Source organism: Candidatus Krumholzibacteriota bacterium (assembly GCA_016931295.1).
In the GTDB taxonomy this organism is placed as follows: domain Bacteria; phylum Krumholzibacteriota; class Krumholzibacteriia; order Krumholzibacteriales; family Krumholzibacteriaceae; genus JAFGEZ01.
Map to the genome: position 1 here is coordinate 48,516 of JAFGEZ010000022.1, position 19,922 is coordinate 68,437.

The 19,922-nt window shown below is 70.1% G+C and carries 20 protein-coding genes; 1 reads left to right on the forward strand and 19 read right to left on the reverse strand.

Going from position 1 to position 19,922, the window contains the following annotated elements; genetic code table 11:
• Position 1 precedes the first annotated feature (1 nt).
• From JW876_06355 to JW876_06445, 19 genes are all read right to left on the reverse strand, one after another.
• Positions 2-955, reverse strand: coding sequence for a hypothetical protein (locus JW876_06355; GenBank protein ID MBN1885128.1), 954 nt, complete (start codon positions 953-955; stop codon positions 2-4).
• Positions 956-996: 41 nt separating this feature from the next.
• On the reverse strand, positions 997-1,758 hold the full coding sequence (locus JW876_06360; protein ID MBN1885129.1) for a hypothetical protein: 762 nt from the start codon (positions 1,756-1,758) through the stop codon (positions 997-999).
• A complete protein-coding gene (locus JW876_06365; GenBank protein ID MBN1885130.1) occupies positions 1,755-2,321 on the reverse strand; it encodes a sigma-70 family RNA polymerase sigma factor in 567 nt (188 codons plus the stop codon). The genes JW876_06360 and JW876_06365 overlap by 4 nt, the downstream gene beginning before the upstream one ends.
• Before the next feature lie 203 nt (positions 2,322-2,524).
• Complete coding sequence (locus tag JW876_06370) at positions 2,525-2,998, reverse strand: ferritin family protein (protein MBN1885131.1); 474 nt, start codon at positions 2,996-2,998, stop codon at positions 2,525-2,527.
• Complete coding sequence (locus JW876_06375; GenBank protein ID MBN1885132.1) at positions 2,995-4,788, reverse strand: FAD-dependent oxidoreductase; 1,794 nt, start codon at positions 4,786-4,788, stop codon at positions 2,995-2,997. Before JW876_06375 ends, JW876_06370 begins: the two co-directional genes overlap by 4 nt.
• 1 nt (position 4,789) lies before the next feature.
• Positions 4,790-6,043 (reverse strand): NADH-quinone oxidoreductase subunit D, encoded by a 1,254-nt coding sequence (locus JW876_06380; protein ID MBN1885133.1) that lies wholly within the window; start codon positions 6,041-6,043, stop codon positions 4,790-4,792.
• Positions 5,997-6,581, reverse strand: a complete 585-nt coding sequence (locus JW876_06385) for an NADH-quinone oxidoreductase subunit C (GenBank protein ID MBN1885134.1) — start codon at positions 6,579-6,581, stop codon at positions 5,997-5,999. Before JW876_06385 ends, JW876_06380 begins: the two co-directional genes overlap by 47 nt.
• A gap of 29 nt (positions 6,582-6,610) precedes the next feature.
• Positions 6,611-7,186, reverse strand: coding sequence for an NADH-quinone oxidoreductase subunit NuoB (nuoB, locus tag JW876_06390; protein MBN1885135.1), 576 nt, complete (start codon positions 7,184-7,186; stop codon positions 6,611-6,613).
• Positions 7,187-7,302: 116 nt separating this feature from the next.
• Positions 7,303-8,214, reverse strand: a complete 912-nt coding sequence (locus JW876_06395; protein MBN1885136.1) for an NADH-quinone oxidoreductase subunit H — start codon at positions 8,212-8,214, stop codon at positions 7,303-7,305.
• Positions 8,211-11,414, reverse strand: coding sequence for an NADH-quinone oxidoreductase subunit F (locus JW876_06400; protein ID MBN1885137.1), 3,204 nt, complete (start codon positions 11,412-11,414; stop codon positions 8,211-8,213). The genes JW876_06395 and JW876_06400 overlap by 4 nt, the downstream gene beginning before the upstream one ends.
• Entirely contained in the window at positions 11,408-11,761 is a 354-nt protein-coding gene (locus JW876_06405; protein ID MBN1885138.1) for a cation:proton antiporter subunit C, read from the reverse strand. The genes JW876_06400 and JW876_06405 overlap by 7 nt, the downstream gene beginning before the upstream one ends.
• A complete protein-coding gene (locus tag JW876_06410; protein ID MBN1885139.1) occupies positions 11,758-12,465 on the reverse strand; it encodes a sodium:proton antiporter in 708 nt (235 codons plus the stop codon). Before JW876_06410 ends, JW876_06405 begins: the two co-directional genes overlap by 4 nt.
• On the reverse strand, positions 12,458-12,709 hold the full coding sequence (locus tag JW876_06415) for a DUF4040 domain-containing protein (protein ID MBN1885140.1): 252 nt from the start codon (positions 12,707-12,709) through the stop codon (positions 12,458-12,460). Before JW876_06415 ends, JW876_06410 begins: the two co-directional genes overlap by 8 nt.
• Positions 12,706-13,110 (reverse strand): Na+/H+ antiporter subunit G, encoded by a 405-nt coding sequence (locus tag JW876_06420; GenBank protein MBN1885141.1) that lies wholly within the window; start codon positions 13,108-13,110, stop codon positions 12,706-12,708. Before JW876_06420 ends, JW876_06415 begins: the two co-directional genes overlap by 4 nt.
• Positions 13,110-13,370, reverse strand: coding sequence for a cation:proton antiporter (locus JW876_06425; protein MBN1885142.1), 261 nt, complete (start codon positions 13,368-13,370; stop codon positions 13,110-13,112). The genes JW876_06420 and JW876_06425 overlap by 1 nt, the downstream gene beginning before the upstream one ends.
• Positions 13,363-13,851, reverse strand: coding sequence for a Na+/H+ antiporter subunit E (locus tag JW876_06430; GenBank protein ID MBN1885143.1), 489 nt, complete (start codon positions 13,849-13,851; stop codon positions 13,363-13,365). Before JW876_06430 ends, JW876_06425 begins: the two co-directional genes overlap by 8 nt.
• 97 nt (positions 13,852-13,948) lie before the next feature.
• Entirely contained in the window at positions 13,949-14,473 is a 525-nt protein-coding gene (locus JW876_06435; protein ID MBN1885144.1) for a MarR family transcriptional regulator, read from the reverse strand.
• Entirely contained in the window at positions 14,463-15,953 is a 1,491-nt protein-coding gene (locus tag JW876_06440) for an outer membrane protein transport protein (protein MBN1885145.1), read from the reverse strand. Before JW876_06440 ends, JW876_06435 begins: the two co-directional genes overlap by 11 nt.
• Positions 15,954-16,192: 239 nt before the next feature.
• Positions 16,193-17,428: an MFS transporter gene (locus JW876_06445; GenBank protein ID MBN1885146.1), complete on the reverse strand. Its 1,236-nt coding sequence runs from the start codon at positions 17,426-17,428 to the stop codon at positions 16,193-16,195.
• Between the two features lie 125 nt (positions 17,429-17,553).
• Here JW876_06445 and JW876_06450 point away from each other — a divergent pair, with 125 nt between their 5' ends.
• Positions 17,554-19,869 (forward strand): hypothetical protein, encoded by a 2,316-nt coding sequence (locus tag JW876_06450; protein MBN1885147.1) that lies wholly within the window; start codon positions 17,554-17,556, stop codon positions 19,867-19,869.
• Positions 19,870-19,922 lie beyond the last annotated feature (53 nt).

The window sequence follows — 19,922 nt, forward strand, 5'->3', positions numbered from 1 at the left end:
GTCAGTCGGCGATCTCGGAGATCGCCAGGGCCTCGCGCGGCACGGAGAACATGTCGAGGGGCTGGATCTCCCAGCGGACCGTGCTCTCCCCCGAGATCGTGCCGTTCGTCTCGACGATCCGTCCGGGCATCGTCACCTCGAGGACGATCCCCGTGTGGCCGGCGACGAGCACCCCGGGCAGGACGCGCTGGATCTGCGCGGCGAGGATGTCCTGCGGATCGGTGATGACGTCGTGCGCGAGGTCGAAGACGTGGGATTTCGCGCTTCCCGTGATCCGGTCGCCGAGGATCGCCGCCGACTGTTCGGTGACGAGCGAGGCGAACTCGCGGAGCTTCTCCATCTCGTCGTCCTTTTCGCGCATGCTCTTGAACCCCACCGTGATCACCCCCGCCATGGCGCCGCGGAGCCCGGCCTTCTCCTCGCCGGTGAGATCGGGGAATCGCTCGGCCATCCGGAAAACGTACCGATCCGCCATCTTTTCGGCGAGCACGTCGAGCAGGCCGCGCCAGGCGAAGGTCTCGCGGTAGGTGTACCGGCGGCCCGAGGCGGAACGGTCCGTCTCGACGGAGACGCTGTTCGTGAACCGCACGTCGGCGAAGTCGCCGCCGGCGAGAGCCGCGTCGATCTGCACGTCCGTCTTCGCCGCCGCCCAGTCGGCCGGCGTCTTCATCGTCCGCGAGGTGCGGTAGACGAGCTGCTGCGATCCGTCGTCGGTTGTCCGACGCTCGATGCGTTCGGTTGCATCGTCCCCGATGGCGAAGATGCGGGGCATCTCGTCCACGTCGACGGTGACCTGCTCGCCGGAGACCTCCTCCATCGTGAGCTCCACGGCCCTCGTGCCGCCGCCGTTCCCGTCGACCGAGACCGCGATCCGGTATTCGTTGCATCCCCCGAGGAACGCGACGAGCAGGGCCGCCGCGGCGAGGGCGATCGTCTTCTTTCGTGTCGTTTTCATGATCGTCTTCTCCTTGCGTTCGATCGTGTCCGTCATTCCGTTCACAGCGTCATGCCCGGTCTGCCGCGGCCCCGGGCGGCCGCGTTCACGAGCCGGGCGGGGATGCGCGTCTCCGGTGAGACGCCCGATGCGCGGATCAGCGCCGCGAGCTCGCCCGCCTGGATCCCGTCTTCCGTCTCGACCCGGTCACTGCCGGCGAGGAGGGCGAGGAGGGCGAACCGGTTCCACCCGGCGAGCAGGCGTCCGGTCTCGGCGGCGCCGAGGACCGATACGTCCGGGTCGAGTTTCCCGAGCATCGCGAGGAGCTCTCCCGCTTTGAGCTCGCCGCGGCCGCCGAAGGACATCGGTGCGCCGGCGGCCGTTTCGTCGTTCCGGGCGAGGACGAGATCGATCGCCTTCTCCTGGCTTTGGACCATGCTCAGGAGGCGCGTTTCGCTTTGCCGGAGATGTCGGATTTCCGACAAGAGGAAGCCGAGCGTGAATACGAGGACGGCGACCGCAGCGGCGAGGGCCGGGACGAAGGCACGCCGCCTGCCGCCGGCGGGGGAGATGATCGCGTGCGCGCGCCGGCGCTCGATCCCTGCGGAGACCCGGCGCCACATCGCGCCGGCCGTCCCGTCGGGCACCCGATCCTCGAGCGTGCCGGCGGGCGGTTCGAGAAAGGCCATGCGGATCTCGAGCATCGCGGCGCACTCGCCGCAGCGTGCGGCGTGGGCGTCGAGCTCCGCCCGCTCGTCCAACGCGAGGCCGGGCAGGCCGTCGAGGAGATCCTGGAAGCGTTCGCAGTCGTTTCGTGCGTTCATGATCGGTCCTCCGTCGCGCCGAGAAGGCGCGCGACTCGTTTCCTCGCGTTGTGCAGGGTCGTCCGGAGCGTCGCCTCGCTCATGCCGAGCATCGTTTCCACCTCGACGCGGGGGCGCTGCTCGACGTCGACGGCGAGAAAGACCTCCCGCTGCCGGTCGGGGAGGGTCCGGGCGGCGCCGAGGACGCGCCGGACGAACTCGCCCCGCTCGCAGCGCCGGTCGGGCCCCTCGTGTTCGCGGACGATCCGCAGCGGCCGGTCCGTGGCGACCTCGCGCCGCGTCGAGGCGCGCCGGAGCCAGCTCAGGCAGTTGTTCCGGTGTATGGTGAAGAGCCACGCGGCGAAGGACCGGCCCGGGTCGTAGCGATCGATCGTCTCCCAGACCCTGATCCACGTCTCCTGGCAGAGGTCGCGCGCCGTGTCCCAGTCCTGCGCGTACCGCCACGCGGCGGCGGCGAGGGGGCGCGTCATCGTCTCGACGATCTCGCGGAATGCCTCCTCGTCGCCCCGCCGGAACCTGCCGGCGGCCTCGTCGATATCGATACGTGGAGCCGTTTCGTCCATGATCGCCTGTTCCCCGTGTGTTTCTTTCGCGTTCACGTCCATGGTACGCGAGCGGGGCGGCGTTCATTAATCGGAAAATCAAATAATTTTCGCGGGCGGGAAAGATTCCGCGGTGAAACGGGCGGCGGCGATCCGGCGCTGTAACGCGCGGGGCGGGCCGGAACGCGGGCGTCGGGGCGGGCAAACGGCCCGGTGATCGCGGGTCAGCCTTCCTTCAGGAAGGTGTCGTCGTAGATCGTCTCGAGCTTCAGCTTGTGCCCGGCCTCCTCCTCGGCGAGGTCGGCGAAGAGGCCGGCGAACCGGGTCGACGACCAGGCGGCGGCGAGGTCGAGGTACATGTCGTGAGCGGCCTTCTCGCGGGCGATCGCAACGCGGAGCGCGTCCCCGTAGCTCATGTCGGGGTGCGGCTCGACGTCGACGAAGTGGTCGGCGAGCCTGAGGTCGGGGACGCGCCCGCCCTCGTGGATCGTCGACGCGCCCTCGCGGGCGGCGACGAGCTTCGCGCGGTGCTTCTCCTCCTCGCCGGCGAACTCGGCGAAGACGCGCCGGATCGCCTCGTGGGCGACCCGGTCGGCCCACTCGCGGTAGAACGCGGCGGCCTCTTCCTCTTTCTCCACGGCGAAGTCGAAGACCGCGTCGATCGTGTCGAAACGCGGCTGTTTCGCATCCCGGCTCATGGCGTTCCTTTCATCAGGTATCGATGGATGCGCCAGGCGGCTCGCTTGCCGTCGGCGACGGCGGCGATGGCGTCGTCGGGGCCGGTCCGGCCGTCCCCGCCGGCGAAGATCCCCGCCACGTCGGTCTGGAGGGTGTCGGGATCGGTCTCCACGGTGTTCCAGCGCGTCACGGCGACGCCCGCCTCCTCGGCCATCCGGCCGACGACCTGCTGGCCGATCGCCATGATGCAGGTGTCGGCCTCGACGACGAACTCCGATTTCTCGATCGGCACGGGGCGGCGGCGTCCGCTCGCGTCGGGCTCGCCGAGCTCCATCCGGAGGCAGGTGATCGCGAGGCGGCCGCCGCGGCGCGCGATGCCGACGGGCGTGACGAGGAAGTCCATGACGACGCCCTCCTCGCGCGCCTCCTCGATCTCCTCGCGGGCGGCCGGCATCTCCCGCTCGGTCCGGCGGTAGAGGATCCGCACCTCGCCGGCGCCGAGCCGCACGGCCGACCGGCAGCAGTCCATCGCCGTGTTGCCGCCGCCGACGACGGCCACCGAGCGGCCGAGGTCGGGGCGCTCGCCGCCGGCGATGCGATCGAGGAACTCGATCCCGATGAGGACGCCGGCCTCGTCGAGCCCGTCGATCGGCATGCGGCTGCCCTCCCAGGCGCCGATGGCGACGTAGACGGCGTCGAACCGCCTGCGCAGGTCGGCGAGCCCCGTGTCGCCGCCGACGCGCACGCCGAGCTCGGTCTCGACGCCGGCGTCGAGGATCACGCCGATCTCGCGGTCGAGCACCTCGTCGGGGAGCCGGTAGGCGGGGATCCCGTAGCGCAGCATCCCGCCGAGCTGCCCGTTCATCTCGAAGACGGTCACGGCGTGCCCGAACTGGCGGAGGTAGAAGGCCGCGGTGAGCCCGGAGGGCCCCCCGCCGACGACCGCGACGCGCTTTCCCGTGTCGGCGCGCGTGCGCGAGGGGGCGATGACCTCGTTGCGGCGCGCGAGCGTGGAATCGGTGATGTGGCGCTTCAGCCAGCGGATCGCGATCGGCTCGCCCTCGCGGCCGAGGGCGCAGGCCTCCTCGCACCGCGCCGTGCAGACGCGGCCGCAGGACTCGGAGAAGGGATTGGTGTCGTAGAGGAGCTCGAGGGCGTCGTCGAGACGGTTTTCCCGGATCGCGCGGATGTACTGCGGCACGTCCATGTGCGTGGGGCAGGCCTCGACGCAGAGGCCGCACTCGATGCACCGCATCGCCTCGGCCCGGGCGAGATCGTCGTCGTAGCCGAGTGTCATCTCGTCGAAGGTCCGGCTCCGGGCGGCCGGCTCGAGCATCGGCATCGCCGTCCGCGCCGGGTCGAGCAGCCACGCCTCCCCGCCGCGGCGGTAGCCGCGGCCGTCGCCGTCCCACGGCTTCGTCTCGACGCCCGGCACGTACCGCCAGTCGTCGCCGTCGAGCGTGATCCAGTTGTACTCGCTCGCCATCCCGAGGCAGCCGGTCGGGCAGACGTCGACGCAGAGGGCGCACCAGCAGCAGCGTCCGTAGTCGACGCGGGGGCGCAAACCGCTGTCGCCGGCGGCGGCGCCCGTGGCCGGGTCGGCCCCGGGAACAAAGACCATGTCGATCGCCTCGTTCTGGCAGATCGCCTCGCAGGTGCCGCAGCCGATGCAGCGGTCGACGTCGTTCACGTGGAAGCCGCGGTAGCGCGGCGAGCCGGGGCGGTCCTCGACGGGGCGGCGGATCGTGAAGGGCTTCTCGAGCGCCCGCTTCCAGGCGTAGAAGGGCGATATGACGTCTCTCAGGTTCATCCTATCTCTCGATCTCGGGCGGACAGGTCTGCAGCGAGGCCATCAGCCCCGCCACGTCCGCCACGCTGACGCCGACGGCCAGCTCCTCGAGGAGGGCCATCGCGTGCGTGTAGCTCGCGCCGCGCACGCAGACCCGCCGGGGGTATGCCGTGCCGTCGGCGACCAGGTAGTATCCGTATTCCCCGCGCCCGCTCTCGGCGCGGACGTAGGTCTCGCCCGCGGGGATCCGCCAGTGCAGCGGGTTGGGCAGGCGCTCGCGCACCGGGCCGCGCGGCATCCGCGCGAGGATCTCGCGGACGAGGCGGACGGCGAGGAGGATCTCCTCCTTGCGCAGGAGCGACCGTTCGTAGACGTCCGACCGCGTTCCGACGATCGGCTCGAATGCGAGCTCGTCGTAGACGAGGTAGGGGGCGTCGCGCCGGACGTCCCGGCGGACGCCGGCGGCGCGGGCGGTCGTCCCCGTGACGCCGAAGAACTCGATCCATTCCGGGGGGATCCGGCCGAGACCGCGCGCGCGGGCCTTGAAGACGGCGTTGGCGAACATCACGCGCTCGATGTCGCCGACGAGCGTCTCGATCTTCCCCAGGACGTCCTCGATCCGGCCGGCGAATCCCTCGGGGAGGTCGTCGCGGACGCCGCCGGGGATGATGTACATGTGGTAGATGCGGTGGCCGCTCAGCTCCTCGAAGAGGTCGAGGACGAAATCGCGGTGGGCGACGGCCCACTGCCCGACCGTGCCGAGGCCGAAGGCCCCCGCCTGGCCGCCGAGCCCCATCGTGAGCGAGGCGATCCGTGTGAGCTCGAGGGTGAGGGCCCGGATCCAGCGGGCGCGCTCGGGGATCGCGATCCCGGCCAGCTCCTCGGTCGCCGCGGCGAAGAGGTACTCGTTGAAATCGGGCTCCGGCACGCAGATGCGGCAGACGATCGGGAAGCACTGGATGAAGCGCCGCCGCTCCATCAGCTTCTCGAAGCCCCGGTGCAGGTAGCCGACGTGCGTGCGGCAGTCCACGACGACGTCCCCCTCGAGCGTCAGCTCGAGGGCCATGTTGCCCGTGCTCCCCGGGTGCTGCGGCCCCTGCCAGATCTTCAGGTAGCGGCCGCTGTCGAGGTCGAGCGCCGGGCGCTCTCCCCGGACGGGAGGCCACGGATCGGGGGGGCGGGAAACGGCTGCCCTCGGCGGCGCGCCCGGATCGGGCGCCGGCCCCGGGCTATTCGCCGCGCGTCCGGTTTTCCCTGGCGACTCGTCGTATCTCATCCTTCACCTGCTCGTCCGCGGGGTAACGGGTGACGGCCGCGTGTGCGGCCGGATCGCGCGTCTCGCGCCCCTCCCGCGGGTAGAAAGTCTCCTCGCTGTATTTTCTCGTGTCGAAATCCCGCCGCATCGGCGGCGGGCCGTCCCATCCCTCGAGGATCATGGAGACGTCCACCTCCGGGCTGCCCGGGAAATCGATCCCGAACATCTCCCGCAACTCGCGCTGGTAGACCCGCGCCGCCGCCCAGAGATGGTGGATGCTCTCCATCGACGCCCCCTCGCGGGGCACATCGACGTGGAGCCCGATGTCGGCCCGTTCCTCCGGGGCGCGGAGCAGGTAGAGGAGACGGAAGATCCCCTCCTCGATCCGGTCCACGGCGGTGAGAAGGACGAGGTGGCGATAGCCGGCCAGGTCGCGCAGCCACGTGACCGCGTCGACGAGACGGTCCGGCGGCACGATCGCGAAGGCGAGCCGGTCGCGTCGGCGGTCGACGCCGGTCGCGTCGAAGCGTTCCACGAGTGTGCGCAGCGTGTCTTCCATCGTCGTCTCTCCGGGCGGGCCCGACGGGCCTACCAGTTGTACTCCGGCATGTTCCAGTCCTTGATGATCCGCTTCTGGTTCGCCTTGTACCAGTCGAAGTTCTCGGCGTACCGGTTGGCCCCCTCGGCCCTGCCCTCGCGGATCAGCGTCTTGAGCCGGCCGAATCCCGCGATCAGCGACTCGGGGCGCGGCATGCACCCGGCCACGTAGACGTCCACGGGAAGGTAGTAGTCGAGCCGGTTGATCGTGTTGTAGGAGTCCCAGTACATCCCGCCGTTCACCGTGCAGGAGCCGAGACCCATGACGAACTTCGGGTTCTGCATCTGTTCGTACGACCGGATGATCCGCTTCATCGTCTTGATCGACGCGTAGCCGCCGATGATGAAGAGCCCCGACTGGCGCGGCGTCGGCCGCGGCATGATCCCGTAGCGCGAGATGTCGTAGCGCGCCGTGAAGAGCGGCCGCAGCTCGATCGCCCCGCATCCCGTGCCGAAGGCGAGGATGAAGAGGGAGTTCGCCTGGGCCCAGTTGTAGAAGGCGCGCACGACGCGGTTGGCGGCCGGATCGACCGCCTGCGGCCTGGCGTCGCAGAAGAGCTCGGCCATCTCGTCGATCTCCCCGGCCGCCGATCCGCCGGCGGGCCGGTCGGCCGCGGCGCCGGCGGGGGTCGCCTCGCGCGGATCGATGATGCGCCGTTCGTCGTCGGTCATGGTCTCTCCGATCAGAAGGTCTCGATCAGCACCGCGGCGATGCCGATCGCCGTCGGCACGCCGAGGAACCATCGCACCGATTGTTCCACCCGGTAGCGGGGAAAGACGACCCCCACGGCCACCGGGAAGAGGAAGAGGACGAACACCTTCACGACGAGCGCGACGATCGACGTCGCGCCGCCGAAGAAGAGGTTCACGAAGAGCACGAGCTTCGCCGTGGCGAAGATCGAGCGGTTGGTCTGCAGGAGCGCCAGGTACGAGCTGTGGAACTCCGTCGGCGGGCCGATCGGGATCTCCTGCGGGGCGAGATGGATGTCGAAGGGCGACTGCATCATCATCCCGAGCAGCGAGAAGAGCCCCGCCGCCGTCGCCACCGGCGCGACGAAGAGGTTCCAGTGCAGCAGCCCGCCCTGCTGCGCGGCGACGATCTCCGTGATCGAGAGGCTGTGGTGCCGGGCGGCCAGCGCGATGATCGCGAATGCGAAGGGGACCTCCGATGCGGTCACCTGGGTGAGCCCGCGCATGACCCCCATGGCCGAGTAGGGGTGCCCGCTCTCGGCGGCGCCGAGCGCCATGCCGAGCATGCCGAAGAAGATGAAGTAGACGACGAGGATGAGGTCGCCCGTGAAGTGGAAGTTCCCCAGCCACGTCGAGCCGTGGACGGCGGGAATGAGCAGGTAGAGGCCCACGCCGCCGGTGATGCGGAAGACCGGTCCGAGATAGAACATCACGCCGTGCGACACGGCGGTCCGCATCGAGATCGTCTTGACGATGTTGACGTAGGGCTGCCAGACCGGCGGCCCGATGCGGCCGTGGACGCGCGCGACGATGCGCCCGACGACCCCGAAGGTGAGAAGGCCGACGTTCATGATGAAGAAGAGCGAGACGATCGCCCGTCCGACGGCGGCGAGCCAGTACGTCATCGCGCCACCCCCCGCGAGATGAGCCACAGGATCGCCCCCTGGAGGAGGATGAAGATCGCGTATGTCTGCGCGTTCCCCGTGTAGACCTGCCGGAGCGCGCCGCCGGCCGTCAGCGCCCACTCGGCGACGGATTCCCAGAACCGCCTGACGAGGGGCCTGAGGACGGGAGCCATCGCCCGCTCGTAGGGAGCGAAGAAGCGCCACGCGTAGTGGGTCGTCTCGGGGCGGTCGGGGCGCTCGGACGCGTAGACGATGTTGAACTGCCTGACCTTTTGCGGGCGGGGCAGGATCAGCATCAGGTAGACGAGGGAGAGGGCGAAGACGGTCATCACCATGATCATGAGGATCGTCGCGTTCCAGTGGCCGAGCGAGCTCGTCGCCGTCTGTCCGCTCCACGAGAGTGTCTCGGGGAAACGGCCGGCGACCGCCGCGGAGAGCGGGGAAAGGAGCGTCTTCGGGAAGAAGGAGACGAGCATGATCGCCGCGATCAGCAGGTACTGCGGCACGAGCAGGGCGAGCGGGGCCCGCTTTACCGAGCGGAACCGCGGTTTCGGCTGGCCGAGGAAGATCGCGTGGATCAGGCGGAAGCAGTAGAGGAAGGCGATCGTGCTCGCCATGAAGGCCACGCCGGTCTGGAGGAGCCAGCCGCGCTCGATCAGCGCCTCGTAGAGGAGCCACTTCCCGCCGAAGCCGGTCAGGGGGGGCACGCCGGAGAGGGCGATGATCCCCAGGAGGACCGAGACGAACGAGAAGGGCATCCGCTTGATGAGGCCGCCCATCTCGTACATCAGGCGCGTCCCCGTCCGCCGGATGACGCCGGCGATCGCGAGGAAGAGCAGCGCCTTGAAGAGGAAGTGGTTGACCGTGTGATAGAGGGCGGCGACCCAGCCGAGGTGGCTCATCGCGGCGAGCCCGAGCACGATGTAGCCGACCTGGCCGACGCTCGACCAGGCGAGGAGCCGCTTGGCGTCCTCCTGGAAGACCGCGTAGAGGGTGGCGAAGAAGGCGGTCAGCGCCCCGATCCACCCGAGGATCGTCCACGGGTCGATCGGCCCGGCGCGCATCGATCCGGCCGTGGCGCCGAAGAGGACGAGCCCGGCGATCCCCGCCTTGGAGAGGAGCCCCGAGAAGAGGGGCGTCACGTCGTCCTCCGTCTCGGCGTAGGTTCCCGGGGCCCAGACGTGGACGCCGATCGCGGCGAGCTTGACGAGCATCCCCGCCGCCACGAGCCCGAAGGAACGCGTTCCGGCGGCGGCGACGGCGGCGAGGGAGGCGTCTCCCCCGGTCGACGCGAAGGCGATCGCGAAGCCGGCGAGGGCGAGGAAGGCCCCGCCGATCGAGAAGAGCGCGTAGGAGAGGGCCGCCTTCTCCGCCCGCCGCCCGCGGAGGACGAGCAGGTAGGAGGAGAGGGTCATCATCTCCCATGCGAAGAAGAACTGCAGCGTGTTTTGCGAGGCGGGAAGGAAGATCAAGGAGCCGAGCATCAGGACGACGAGCGGGAAGAGCCCCGCGTCGGCCGTGCGCCGCGAGAAAAGCGCGATCGAGAGGACGAGCCCGCCGCCCGCGAAGAAGGCGGCGAAGACGAGGGGCAGGCCGGTGAGCTGCGGGACGACGAGCGCGCCGATCCCCGCGACGGCGGCGATGGCGAGCGCGGCGCGCAGGCGGGCCGGCAGCCCGCCGAGCGCGGCGAGGAGGCCGGCGATGATCCACGGCAGGTGGAAGGCGCCCGGCCATGCGCGGATCGCCTCGCCCGCCGCGAAGACGGCCGGCGAAACCAGGCGCGCGAAGGGGCACCACGGGGCCGCGCCCCCGGGGAATGCCGCGATGAGCTGCCCGGCGCGCGGCGTGGCGCCGTGGGCGAAGATCGGGCCGAGCAGCAGGGCGATCGCGGCGAAGAGCCCGATCGGCGCCAGGCGGAGCGGGCCGCCGGCCGGCGCCGCCTCCGCGGGCTCCCGGCGCGCGGCCATCCCGAGCCACCTGAAGAGGTAGGCCGCCTCGAGCAGGGAACCGAGAAGGACGGTCCACATCCACCCGCGGCCCGTGCCGGCGAGCGCGGTGACGAGCGACCACTTGCCCCAGAAGCCGGCGAAGGGGGGCATCCCGACGAGGGCGAGCACAAAGAGTCCGAAGAAGGCGAGCATCGCCGGGCGCCGCCCGAGGGCGCTCCAGCACTCGAGCCGGTCGCCGTCGACGAGGCCGGCGAGCCAGAAGAGCCCGGCCTTCGCGAGGAGGTGGTTCAGGAAGAGGGCGCCCGCGACGACCGCCGCCCCCGCGCCGAGCCGGGTGGCGAGGCCGGCGACGAGAAGCAGCAGGCCCATCTGGCCGATCGAGGAATAGCCGAGCAGCCGGCGCGCGCCGCCCTGGCGGAGACCCATGAAACCGGAGACGACGAAGGTCGTTCCCCCCGCGATCGCGACGGTCAGCCGCCAGGCCTCCCCCGCCAGCGGCAGCGCTTTCCAGAGGGCGAAGAAAACCGCCCCCGATCCCGCGGCGGAGATCAGCGCCGCCACGCCGGGGCGCGCCGACTCGTAGACGTCGAGCGCCCAGCCGTTGGCCGGAAACTGCTTCATCTCGACGACGAGCGCGAGCATGAGGAGGAAGATTGCCGGGCCGGCCGCCCCCCGGGCGATCATCCCGTCGAGGCCGAGCGTGCCGGTCTGCGCGTAGAGGAGGATCGTCCCGAGCAGGAAGGCGATCGAGGCGATGCTTCCCGCCACCGCGTACTTGAAGGCCGCCGCCGTCGCCCGCCGGGAACCGTCCGCGGCGACGAGGGCGTAGCTCGATATCGAGAGGATCTCGAGGAAGACGAAGAGGTTGAAGACGTCGCGCGTCATCACGATCCCCGACGCGCCGAGGACGAAGAGGAGCACGAGGGCCCGGTCGCGCGGCCCCTCCATCTCGCGGTGCATGTACACGCTCCCGGCGAGGGCGACGAGAGCGGCGCCGAAGACGAGCGCCGCCTCGACCGGTCCCATGGCGAGCTCGATCGAGAGGGGCGGGCGGGCTCCCGCGGTGAAGATCCGCGCCGCATCGCCGCCCGCGGCGACGAGGATGTACGTCCACTGCCCGGCGATCGCCGCGACGGCGAGGAGGGCGGCGTAGAAAAGCGCTGCGGACGCGGCTTTGCCGAGCCTCGCCGCGAGTGGCAGGAGGAAGGCCGCGCCGAGCGGCAGGGCGACGATGAGGATCGGGTTCACCATCTCGACTCCGTGTAATCGTCGACGTCGAGCGATCCGCCCCGGCGGTGGAGCCTGACGACGAGCGCGAGGATCAGCGCGTTCACCGCGACGCCGATGACGATCGCCGTGAGGACGAGCGCCTGCGGCACCGGGTCGACGGCGGCCCCGGCGGCCGCCTCCGCCGAAAGCGCCGAGTCTATGATCGGCGCCGTGCCGCCCCGGACATAGCCGACGGCGATCATGACGATCTGAAGCCCCGTCTCGGCGACGGCGATCGCCAGCACCATCCGGATCATGTTCCGCCGCGTCATGAGCCCCCACAGCCCCACGAGGATCAGCAGCGCGCCGATGACGAGGGCTCCGGTCATTCGCCGCCTCCCCGCAACGAGTCGAGGATCCCGGCCAGCTCGGCGCCGACCTTGAGCCCGATGAGCGTGTAGATCACGGGGATGGCTCCCGCGCTGAGGATCGTCCCGAAGACGCCGGGCGGCAGGAACCGGTTGTCGAGAAAGCCCCCGGCGAGCAGGAGCCCGAGCAGGCCCGCCGCGACGTAGAGGGCGCCGGAAACCGACTCGACCGCCTCGAGTGCGCGATGCGCCGTCCGGTAACCGGGGTGAACGAGGAAGAGGAGCAGCACGGCGGAGGCGACGACGGCCCCGCCCTGGAATCCCCCGCCGGGGGTGAGGTGCCCGTTCAGGAAGATGTAGACGCCGAACATCACGATCGCCGGGACGAGGAAGGCGCTTCCCGTCTCGAGTATCTCGCTCGAGTCGCGCCGCGGGGCCTCCGGAGCCGCCGCGTTTTCCGCCGCGCCCTCCCGCCGCCGGAGCACGAGGGCGACGCCCGCCGCGGCGAGGAAGAGGACGGTCACCTCGCCCAGGGTGTCGAGCCCGCGCCAGGTGACGACGATGCCCGTCACGACGTTCGCCGCGCCGAGCTCCCCCGGCGTGCGCTCGACGTAGTCGCGGCCGACGCCGCCGAGGGATCCAGGCGGGACCCGGCCGTCGACGATCCCCCAGAGCAGGAGGGCCGCCGCGGCGACGAGATGGAAGGCGATGATGCGCTTAATCATCGTCGGCCTCCCGGTCTCGCGTCCGCCGGAGGGCGTAGAGGAAGATCACCGTCGAGAGGCCCGCGCCGATCGCCGCCTCGGTCATCGCCACGTCGGGCGCGGCGAGGACGAGATAGAGGACGCTCGCGAAGAGGCTCATGAGCCCGACGGCGACGATCGCCGCGACGAGGCTGCGCAGGTGCATCGCCGCCAGCGCGGAGGCGACCATCACGATCCCGGAGACGACGACGAGGGCGGTGATCACGGCGCCTCCCCGTCGTTCAAGCCGGCGCCCGCGGCCGGGGCGTTCTCCGCGGCCTTGTGTCCCGCGACGCCCGCGGCGTCCTCGTCCTCGCGGAGGCGGTCGACGACCGTGCCGGCGGCGAGGGGGATGCGCGCGGCGTGCGCGGCCCGCGCGAGGGCGTGCGAGGAGAGGGGATTGGTCATCAGGACGAACCCGGCGAGGATGAGCGTCTGCGGGAGCCATTCGGGGCGGTAGATGCCGATGCCGACGAGCGTCATGATGCTGCCGAGCGTGGTCGCCTTCGTCCCCGCCTGCATCCGGTTGTAGATGTCCGGCATGCGGAGGACGCCGAGCGCGCCGAGAAAGAGGAAGAGCGACCCGGCGAGCGAGACGATCGATCCGGCGAGCTGCATCGCCGCCATCACAGTCCCCCTTCCAGGTAGCGCGCGACCGCGACGACCCCGATGAAGCTGAGGATGCCGTAGACCATGGCGACGTCGAGGTAGATGCCCCGTCCCGCCTCGAGCGCCACGAGGGCGATCAGGGAGATCGAGATCACCGTGAGGGTGTCGAGCGCGACGGTGCGGTCGGCCGGGCTCGGGCCGAGCAGGAAGCGCGCCGCGGCGAGCAGGACGCCGGCGAGCGCGACGGCGCCAGCGATATGCATCAGCAGCTCAGCCAAAGATGACCTCCAGGAACCGCTCGAAGGGGCGGACGATCTCGCGGGTCGCCGCCTCGCGGTCGCGACCGGCGACGTCGATCCAGTGGATGTAGAGACGGTCGCCGCGGATCTCGACGGAGAGCGTGCCGGGGGTGAGCGTGATCGAGTTGGCGAGGACGGTCCGTCCCATCGGCGATCGGAGCCGCGTCGTCACCGCGACGATGCCCGGGTCGATCGGGATGCGCGGCCTGACGACGCGGATGGCGACGTCGAGGTTCGAACGCACGATCGCGCCGAGCAGGTAGAAGAGGTAGAGGATCGAGTAGAGGATCCGTTTCGGCGTGATGCGGGGAAACCGCCGCGCGGTGGTGAAGAGGCCGGCCACGACGAGGGCGGAGAATCCGACGACGGCGAGGTTTGCCGGCTCGAGCGAGCGGGTCCACAAAACATAGACGCCGGTGAGGGCCGCCGCCACGAGCACGGCCGTCAGCGTTTGTTCGATCGGGTTGCGATGTCCGTCTCCCACCTGCAGGGTCCCTCCGCGCGGTTTGGGGGCCGCGATTTGATTGTAGCCCGGCCTGCCGGGCCCGTCACCTGGTTTATCGGCCGTCGTCCGCGCGCGACTCGAGCCATCGTCCGATCGCGCGCGAGAGCAGCTCGATCGCCCCGATCATGTCCTGCTGCCGGTCGTCGCTGATGCCGGCGAGGATCTCGGCGTGCAGCTCCTGCGTCGCCCGGTGGATGTCGCCGACGATCCTGGCGCCCTCGCTCGTCAGCACGACGTCGATCCCGCGCCGGTCCTCCGGCGAGATGCGGCGTTCGAGTATCCCCTTGCGCTCGAGGGACGAGACGATCCGCGTCACGCCGCCCGGCGTGATCTCGAGCCGCTCGCCGAGCTCCTTCATCCCCGCGGTCGAGCGGTCGAAGAACTGGATGAGGCAGTTGTACTCCGCGGTCGAGATGCCGTGCTCGCGGACGAGATGCATGTCCTTGAGGGCGCACTTCTGGCGGAGATGGAAGATCAGCTCTCCCAGCCGTTCGATCCGCCGCCGCCGCTCCGCCGCGATGTCGTGCCCGGCAGGGGCGTGCGTTTCCCCGGCCGGACGTTCGATGCTAGAATCCATAGCTGTACATGACCATCCAGTTGAACTGCGAATGCGTGGACTCGACCGGCGGGATCGTCGATCCGTTGCCGGGGTTGGTCGCGTCGCTCTCGAAGGCGGTGACGAAGGAGACGTTCACCTCGCCGCGCTCAGCGAAGTCCCAGCCCCCGCCGACGGCGAGATGGCTCTCGACGATGGCGGGGAAGAGGGCGTTCAGGTAGTCGTCGGGGACGGGATTCGAGCCGTAGTTGAATCCCGCGCGGATGGTGAGGGCGTCGGTGGCCTTGACGGCGCCGCCGAGAGAGACGACCGCCTGGTCTTCCCACTTCTGGAAGAGGACCGCGTCCATCGCCAGCCCGGCGAAGGCGCCGTTGGCGGGGGTGTCGTCGGCGGTGAAGGTCATCGAGAAGTTTTCCATCACCCCGGACCAGTCGATGTAGCGCAGGTCGGCCGCGACGAGGAGCCGGTCGTTCGGCCGGACGGCCGCGCCGATCCCGTAGACGGCCGGCCACTGGAAATCATTGACGGAGATCGATCCGCTCACCGGGATCTCCATGTCGACGTATTCGCCCGTCGGGAGGCCCTGGAGGACGCCGGGGTCGATGTTGACCGCCATCGAGAGCGTCGCCTCGTCGGTCTCGAGGTCGCCGAGGGCCGTCGGGCTGTGGTAGGTCGCGCCGATCGACACCTTCTCGTTCACCTCGAAGACGAAACCGATCTTGCCGGCGACGCCGACGCCGCGGGCCTGGCCGTAGAGGTCGCTGTCGTTCGAGAAGTCGAAGTACGCGTGGTGGACACGGCTGATCCCCGTGCCGCCGAAGGGCTCGTAGAGCGAGCCGAAGGCGCCGAGGAGGGTGCCCGAGGCGGTGCCGATGTTCTGCGCCATCGGATTGGCGAGATCCTGGAACTGCGCCTCGCTCAGGGCCATCCGGAGGTCGAGGCCGGCCCAGACGAACTCGAGCGACGCGCCGAGACTCAGCTGTTCGTTCACCGCGTAGACGCCGGGGACGATGACCCGGCCGACGCTGAGCTCGGAGCGGTTGACCAGCCCGCCGTCGAGCGCCGTGTTGGCGCCCATGCTCGGGTCGGCGAGCCACGTGCCGGCCCCGTACTCGGTGCCCATGCCGCCCTGGCTGAAGACGCCCAGCCCGACGCCCCACGCGTCGCGACGGTACATCATCCCGAATGCGGGCATGTAGAAGGCGGTGGCGTCGGACTCCGCGGTGAGGGCGCCCATCGGCGTCGTCACGATCGCGTCGACGTCGGGGCCGAGGCTGCCGAGGGCGAGGTCGAAACGCAGCCCCGTGGGAAAGAGGGCCATCGTGGCCGGGTTGTTCATCATGGCCGCCGTGCCGTTGTCGAAGGCGAGCGAGGCGCCGCCCATGGCGGCCGCGATCGGCCCGTATCCCTCGAGGTTCATGCCGTTCGTCGCCGACGCGCCTCCCGGGACGAGGAGCGCCGCCGCGACGAGGACCGCGATCGTCGCCAGGATCCGTTTCATCGTTCTCTTCCCCCTGTCTGGTGTCCCGGTCCCGGCGGCGGAACTTCCGGCGCGACGGGCGGGATCGATGGCCGTCCACGGCGACGGTTGATGCCGTGAACAATTCACAGTATAAAAAGACGACCCGGCGCACGTCAATAAAAAATGTTCTCGATTGGCAATTATTCCACGAAGGTTGCAACGGTTTGGCGGAACAGGACATGCGCGGTGCCCGGCCCCTCGCGCGGTGATGTCGGTCTTCAGTTCAAACTGCCCCGGCGGGCGCCGGTCCACACGAAAAAGAGGGCGACGACCGCGCCGGCGATCCCCACCGGCCAGAATTCGCCCCCGATCCCGCGCCGCCGGACGAGGTCGACCGCCAGGCCGACCGCCGGGGCGACGAGCATCGTCGAGATCGTCTTCGCCTGGTTCTCGATGGAGAGGACGGTCGCCCCCGACCGCTCGTCGGCGAACGCGTCGAAGCGGCTGACGAGCAGGGGCCGCCAGACGTTCTGGAGAAGGTGCAGGAATACGAAGAGGACGACGGCCGCGGCGGTCACGCCGGCGTACAGGAAGGCGGCGAGGGCCGCGTAGAGGACGAGGGCGTTCCGCCACAGGAGACGCGAGGCGCGTTCCTCGCCGCCGGCCCGTTCGGCCATGACGTGCGCGCGCCTGCTCGCCGCGGCGGAGCCGAGATGGAGGACCACGTAGACCAGGCCCACGAGAAGCGCCGTCCGGCGGGTGTCGTCGAGGCCTGCCGCGAGGGGCAGGGCCAGTGCGGCGCTGGCGATGAGGGGCTGGATAAAGTCCTTGACCGCGCGGAAGATCCCCTCGAAGCCCATCGACTCGGCCACGAGCCGGCGGAGCGGCTTCTCGGCCGCCGTCCGGTGGATCGTCCGGGCGAGGTGGCGCCACACGTCGCCCGGCGCCGGCGCCGATGCGGCGCGGCCGTCGAGGGCGGCGGGGTAGAGGAGGAAGTTGACGATCCCCACGGCGTACGGGGGGATCGACAACAGGAAGACGATCCGGTAATCCCGCGCGAAAAAGACGAAGAGGGTCGCGAAAACGATCGAGACGGCCGAGCCGATCTTCGACCACGAGCGGGTGTAGCCGTAGACGCGGGCCTTCTCGGGCGTGCGCCCCTCGAGCCGCAGCCAGGTGAAGATGATCGCCTTGTGCGTCCCCGTGCGGAAGGCTTCCCCGGCGGCGAAGAGGAAGAGGGGCGGGAAGAGCCCGGCGAAGGAGCGGGCCGCGGCGAAAAGGGCGAAGGAGAAAATGTAGGCGGCGAAGGAGACGACCATGCAGCGGCGCCGTCCCCAGATGTCGGCGAGCGCCCCGCTCGGCACCTCGATGAGGTTGATGCAGATCTCGCGGAAGGCGACGAGGAGGCCGATCTCGGTGAAGGACAATCCCAGCTCGAGGAAATAGAGCACGATGAAGGGCTCGAAGTAGCGCTGGTTCTTGAGGAACCCGTAGAGGGAGAATCGTTTGATCATGCCGGCCGTCCCCGCCTCGCGTGTTGTCGGATCGCGCCCGTTCACTATACAATACGGAACCGCGAGGGGGAGACAAAAGTGACGGCCGTGCCCGCGGGGGCCCGGCCGGTATCGAAGGAGGACCGATGAGGAGATGGGCCGCCCTGCTGTGTCTCGTGCTCGCCGCCGCGCCGGCGGCGGCGGAGATCGAGGTCACGAGGATCGACATGCTCGCCGCGGAAGGCTTCGACGTCAACGCGGCCGGTCCGGTCCTCGTCCGGATGGACGCTGATCGCGGCCGGCTCGTCGCGGCGAACGCGAACAGTTCGTCCATGACGTTCATCGACTGCGCGACCGGGGCGGTGACGAACATCCCGATCGGGGGGCGCGCCCTCCAGCATCTCAAGGACGAGGCGCTCGCGATCCGGCGCCTGACGGGGGAGATCTGCCTCATCGGGCCGCGTTGCTTCTACGTCGTCTCGCCGGAGGAGGAAACGGCGGTCCGCGTGGAGACCCCCGCGCAGTTCGAGTCGATCGCCGTCGACGAGAAGACGGGGAACGTATTCGTCGCCGGCCGCGAGTCGAGCAAGCTCGGGATGTGGCGGCCGGGCGGCGAACTCGAGCTCCTCCCCTGGACCGACCGCGAGGAGCCCCTCGTCAACCTCAACCAGACCCCGCCGCCGCCGATCCGCAAGGTCGTCGCGTACCCGGCATCGGGCCGGATCGCGGCGATCGACGGCTTCACCTCCACCCTCGCCCTCTTCGACGGCGCCACGGGGAAATTGAGGAAGCGGCGCGACCTTCCCCTCGCCGCCAAGGCCAGGTGGCATCTCGCCGGCGCGGACGACGAGGCGATCTACGTCGTCGTGGAGACGGCTCGCCGCCGGGTCGTCGAGGCGGGCCGGATCGATCTCGCCGGCGACGACGATCTCGTCGTCGCCCTTCCCGGCCTCACCGAGGGAGTGGGGATCGTCTACAATCCCGCGCGGGGCGAGATCTGCATCCCCTACGACAACGCCGCCACGGTGCACGTCGTCGACGTCCGTTCGGGAGGCGACGTCTTCGAGATCGCCATCCCCGCCTACGGCAACGACGCCACGGCGATCGACGCCACCGGCGACACCCTCTACGTGGCGAGCTGGGCGCACGGCGAGATCGACGTCGTCGACCTCGCCGCCCGCCGGCTCGTCAGGCGCCACACGGGGCTCGGGATCATCCCCCACATGTTCTCGATGGCGATCGACCCGGCCTCGGGGCGCCTGTACTTCCCGAAGGGGGCCTCGGCGGTCAACGGCACCTTCGGTTCGGCGGTGAGCGTCTTCGACCCGGCCACGGGCGACATCGAAAAGATCCACACCGGCCACGCTCCGGTCGATCTCCGAATGGTGCCCGCCAGGAGGAGCGTCCTCGTCTTCGGCGCCGAGGACGAGATGCTCGAGTGGCGCCCGGGACGGCCCGCCGTCATGCGGCGGCTTCCCGTCGACTACCCCGTCCGCGCCGTCGCCGCGCCCGGCGACGACGTCTACCTCTCCTACGGCCCCCACCAGTCCTACTGGCCGAACGTCTACATCTGGGACGCGAGAGACGGGATCCTCACGATACGCGACGAGGACCTCTCCTTCTACGACCGGCGCATCCCGCGCCAGGCGCTCGAGGCGGCACTCGTGGGAGAGGAGCTCTTCTTCACGCAGAACAACTGGGGGCGCGAGGCGGCCTTCCTCGGCACGCTCCCCGACGGGGTGCGGCTCTTCGAGCCGGCCCGGCGGGTCGTTCTCCCCGACACGGTCGACCGCGAGAACACCCAGCGCATTCTCCGGTACGACCCGGCGGCGAAGCGGCTCTACCGCGTCCGTGCGGGGGAGCGCGACGGCGATCCGGGTGTCCTCGTCGTCGTCGACCCGGCGACGCGGGCGGCCGTCGGCCGGGTGGAGCTCGGCCGAACGGCGACGGACCTCGCCGTGGACGACCTTCGGATCTACGTAACCGCCTTCGACGACGACCGGATCGACGTCGTAAACAAGACAACGCTCGCCGTCTCGTCGGTCGCCACGGCGGCCCGGCCGCTTCGCCTCTGCCGCTGCTTGGAGCAGGTGTGGGCGATCACCCACCGGGGGCGCACCCTCGAGCGGATCGAGCCGCCGGGGAAGGCGATTTCGATCCCCTTCGACGGGCTCCCCGACAACCTCTTCGCGTGGCGGGGCACGCTGGTCGTCACCGTGCACTCTCCAGGCGAACTCGTCATCGCCGAATACGATCTCGCGAGAGGGACCTTCTCCACGCTGTGGCGCGAGCGATACCCGTACGGGGACACGGCCTTCGATTCGGCGAACGTCTCCTTCTACCTCCGGGGGCAGTTCGCCGACGCCCTCCCCGCGATCACGCGGCACGCCGTCGACGTTGGCGGCCGCCTCGTCGTGAGCGATTTCCTCTCGGGGAGGATCTTCGTCATCGGGGAGAAGTGAGCGGGGCCGAGCCGTCTTCGGGGAGGCGGCCGACCGGAATCGCAAGTCTCTCG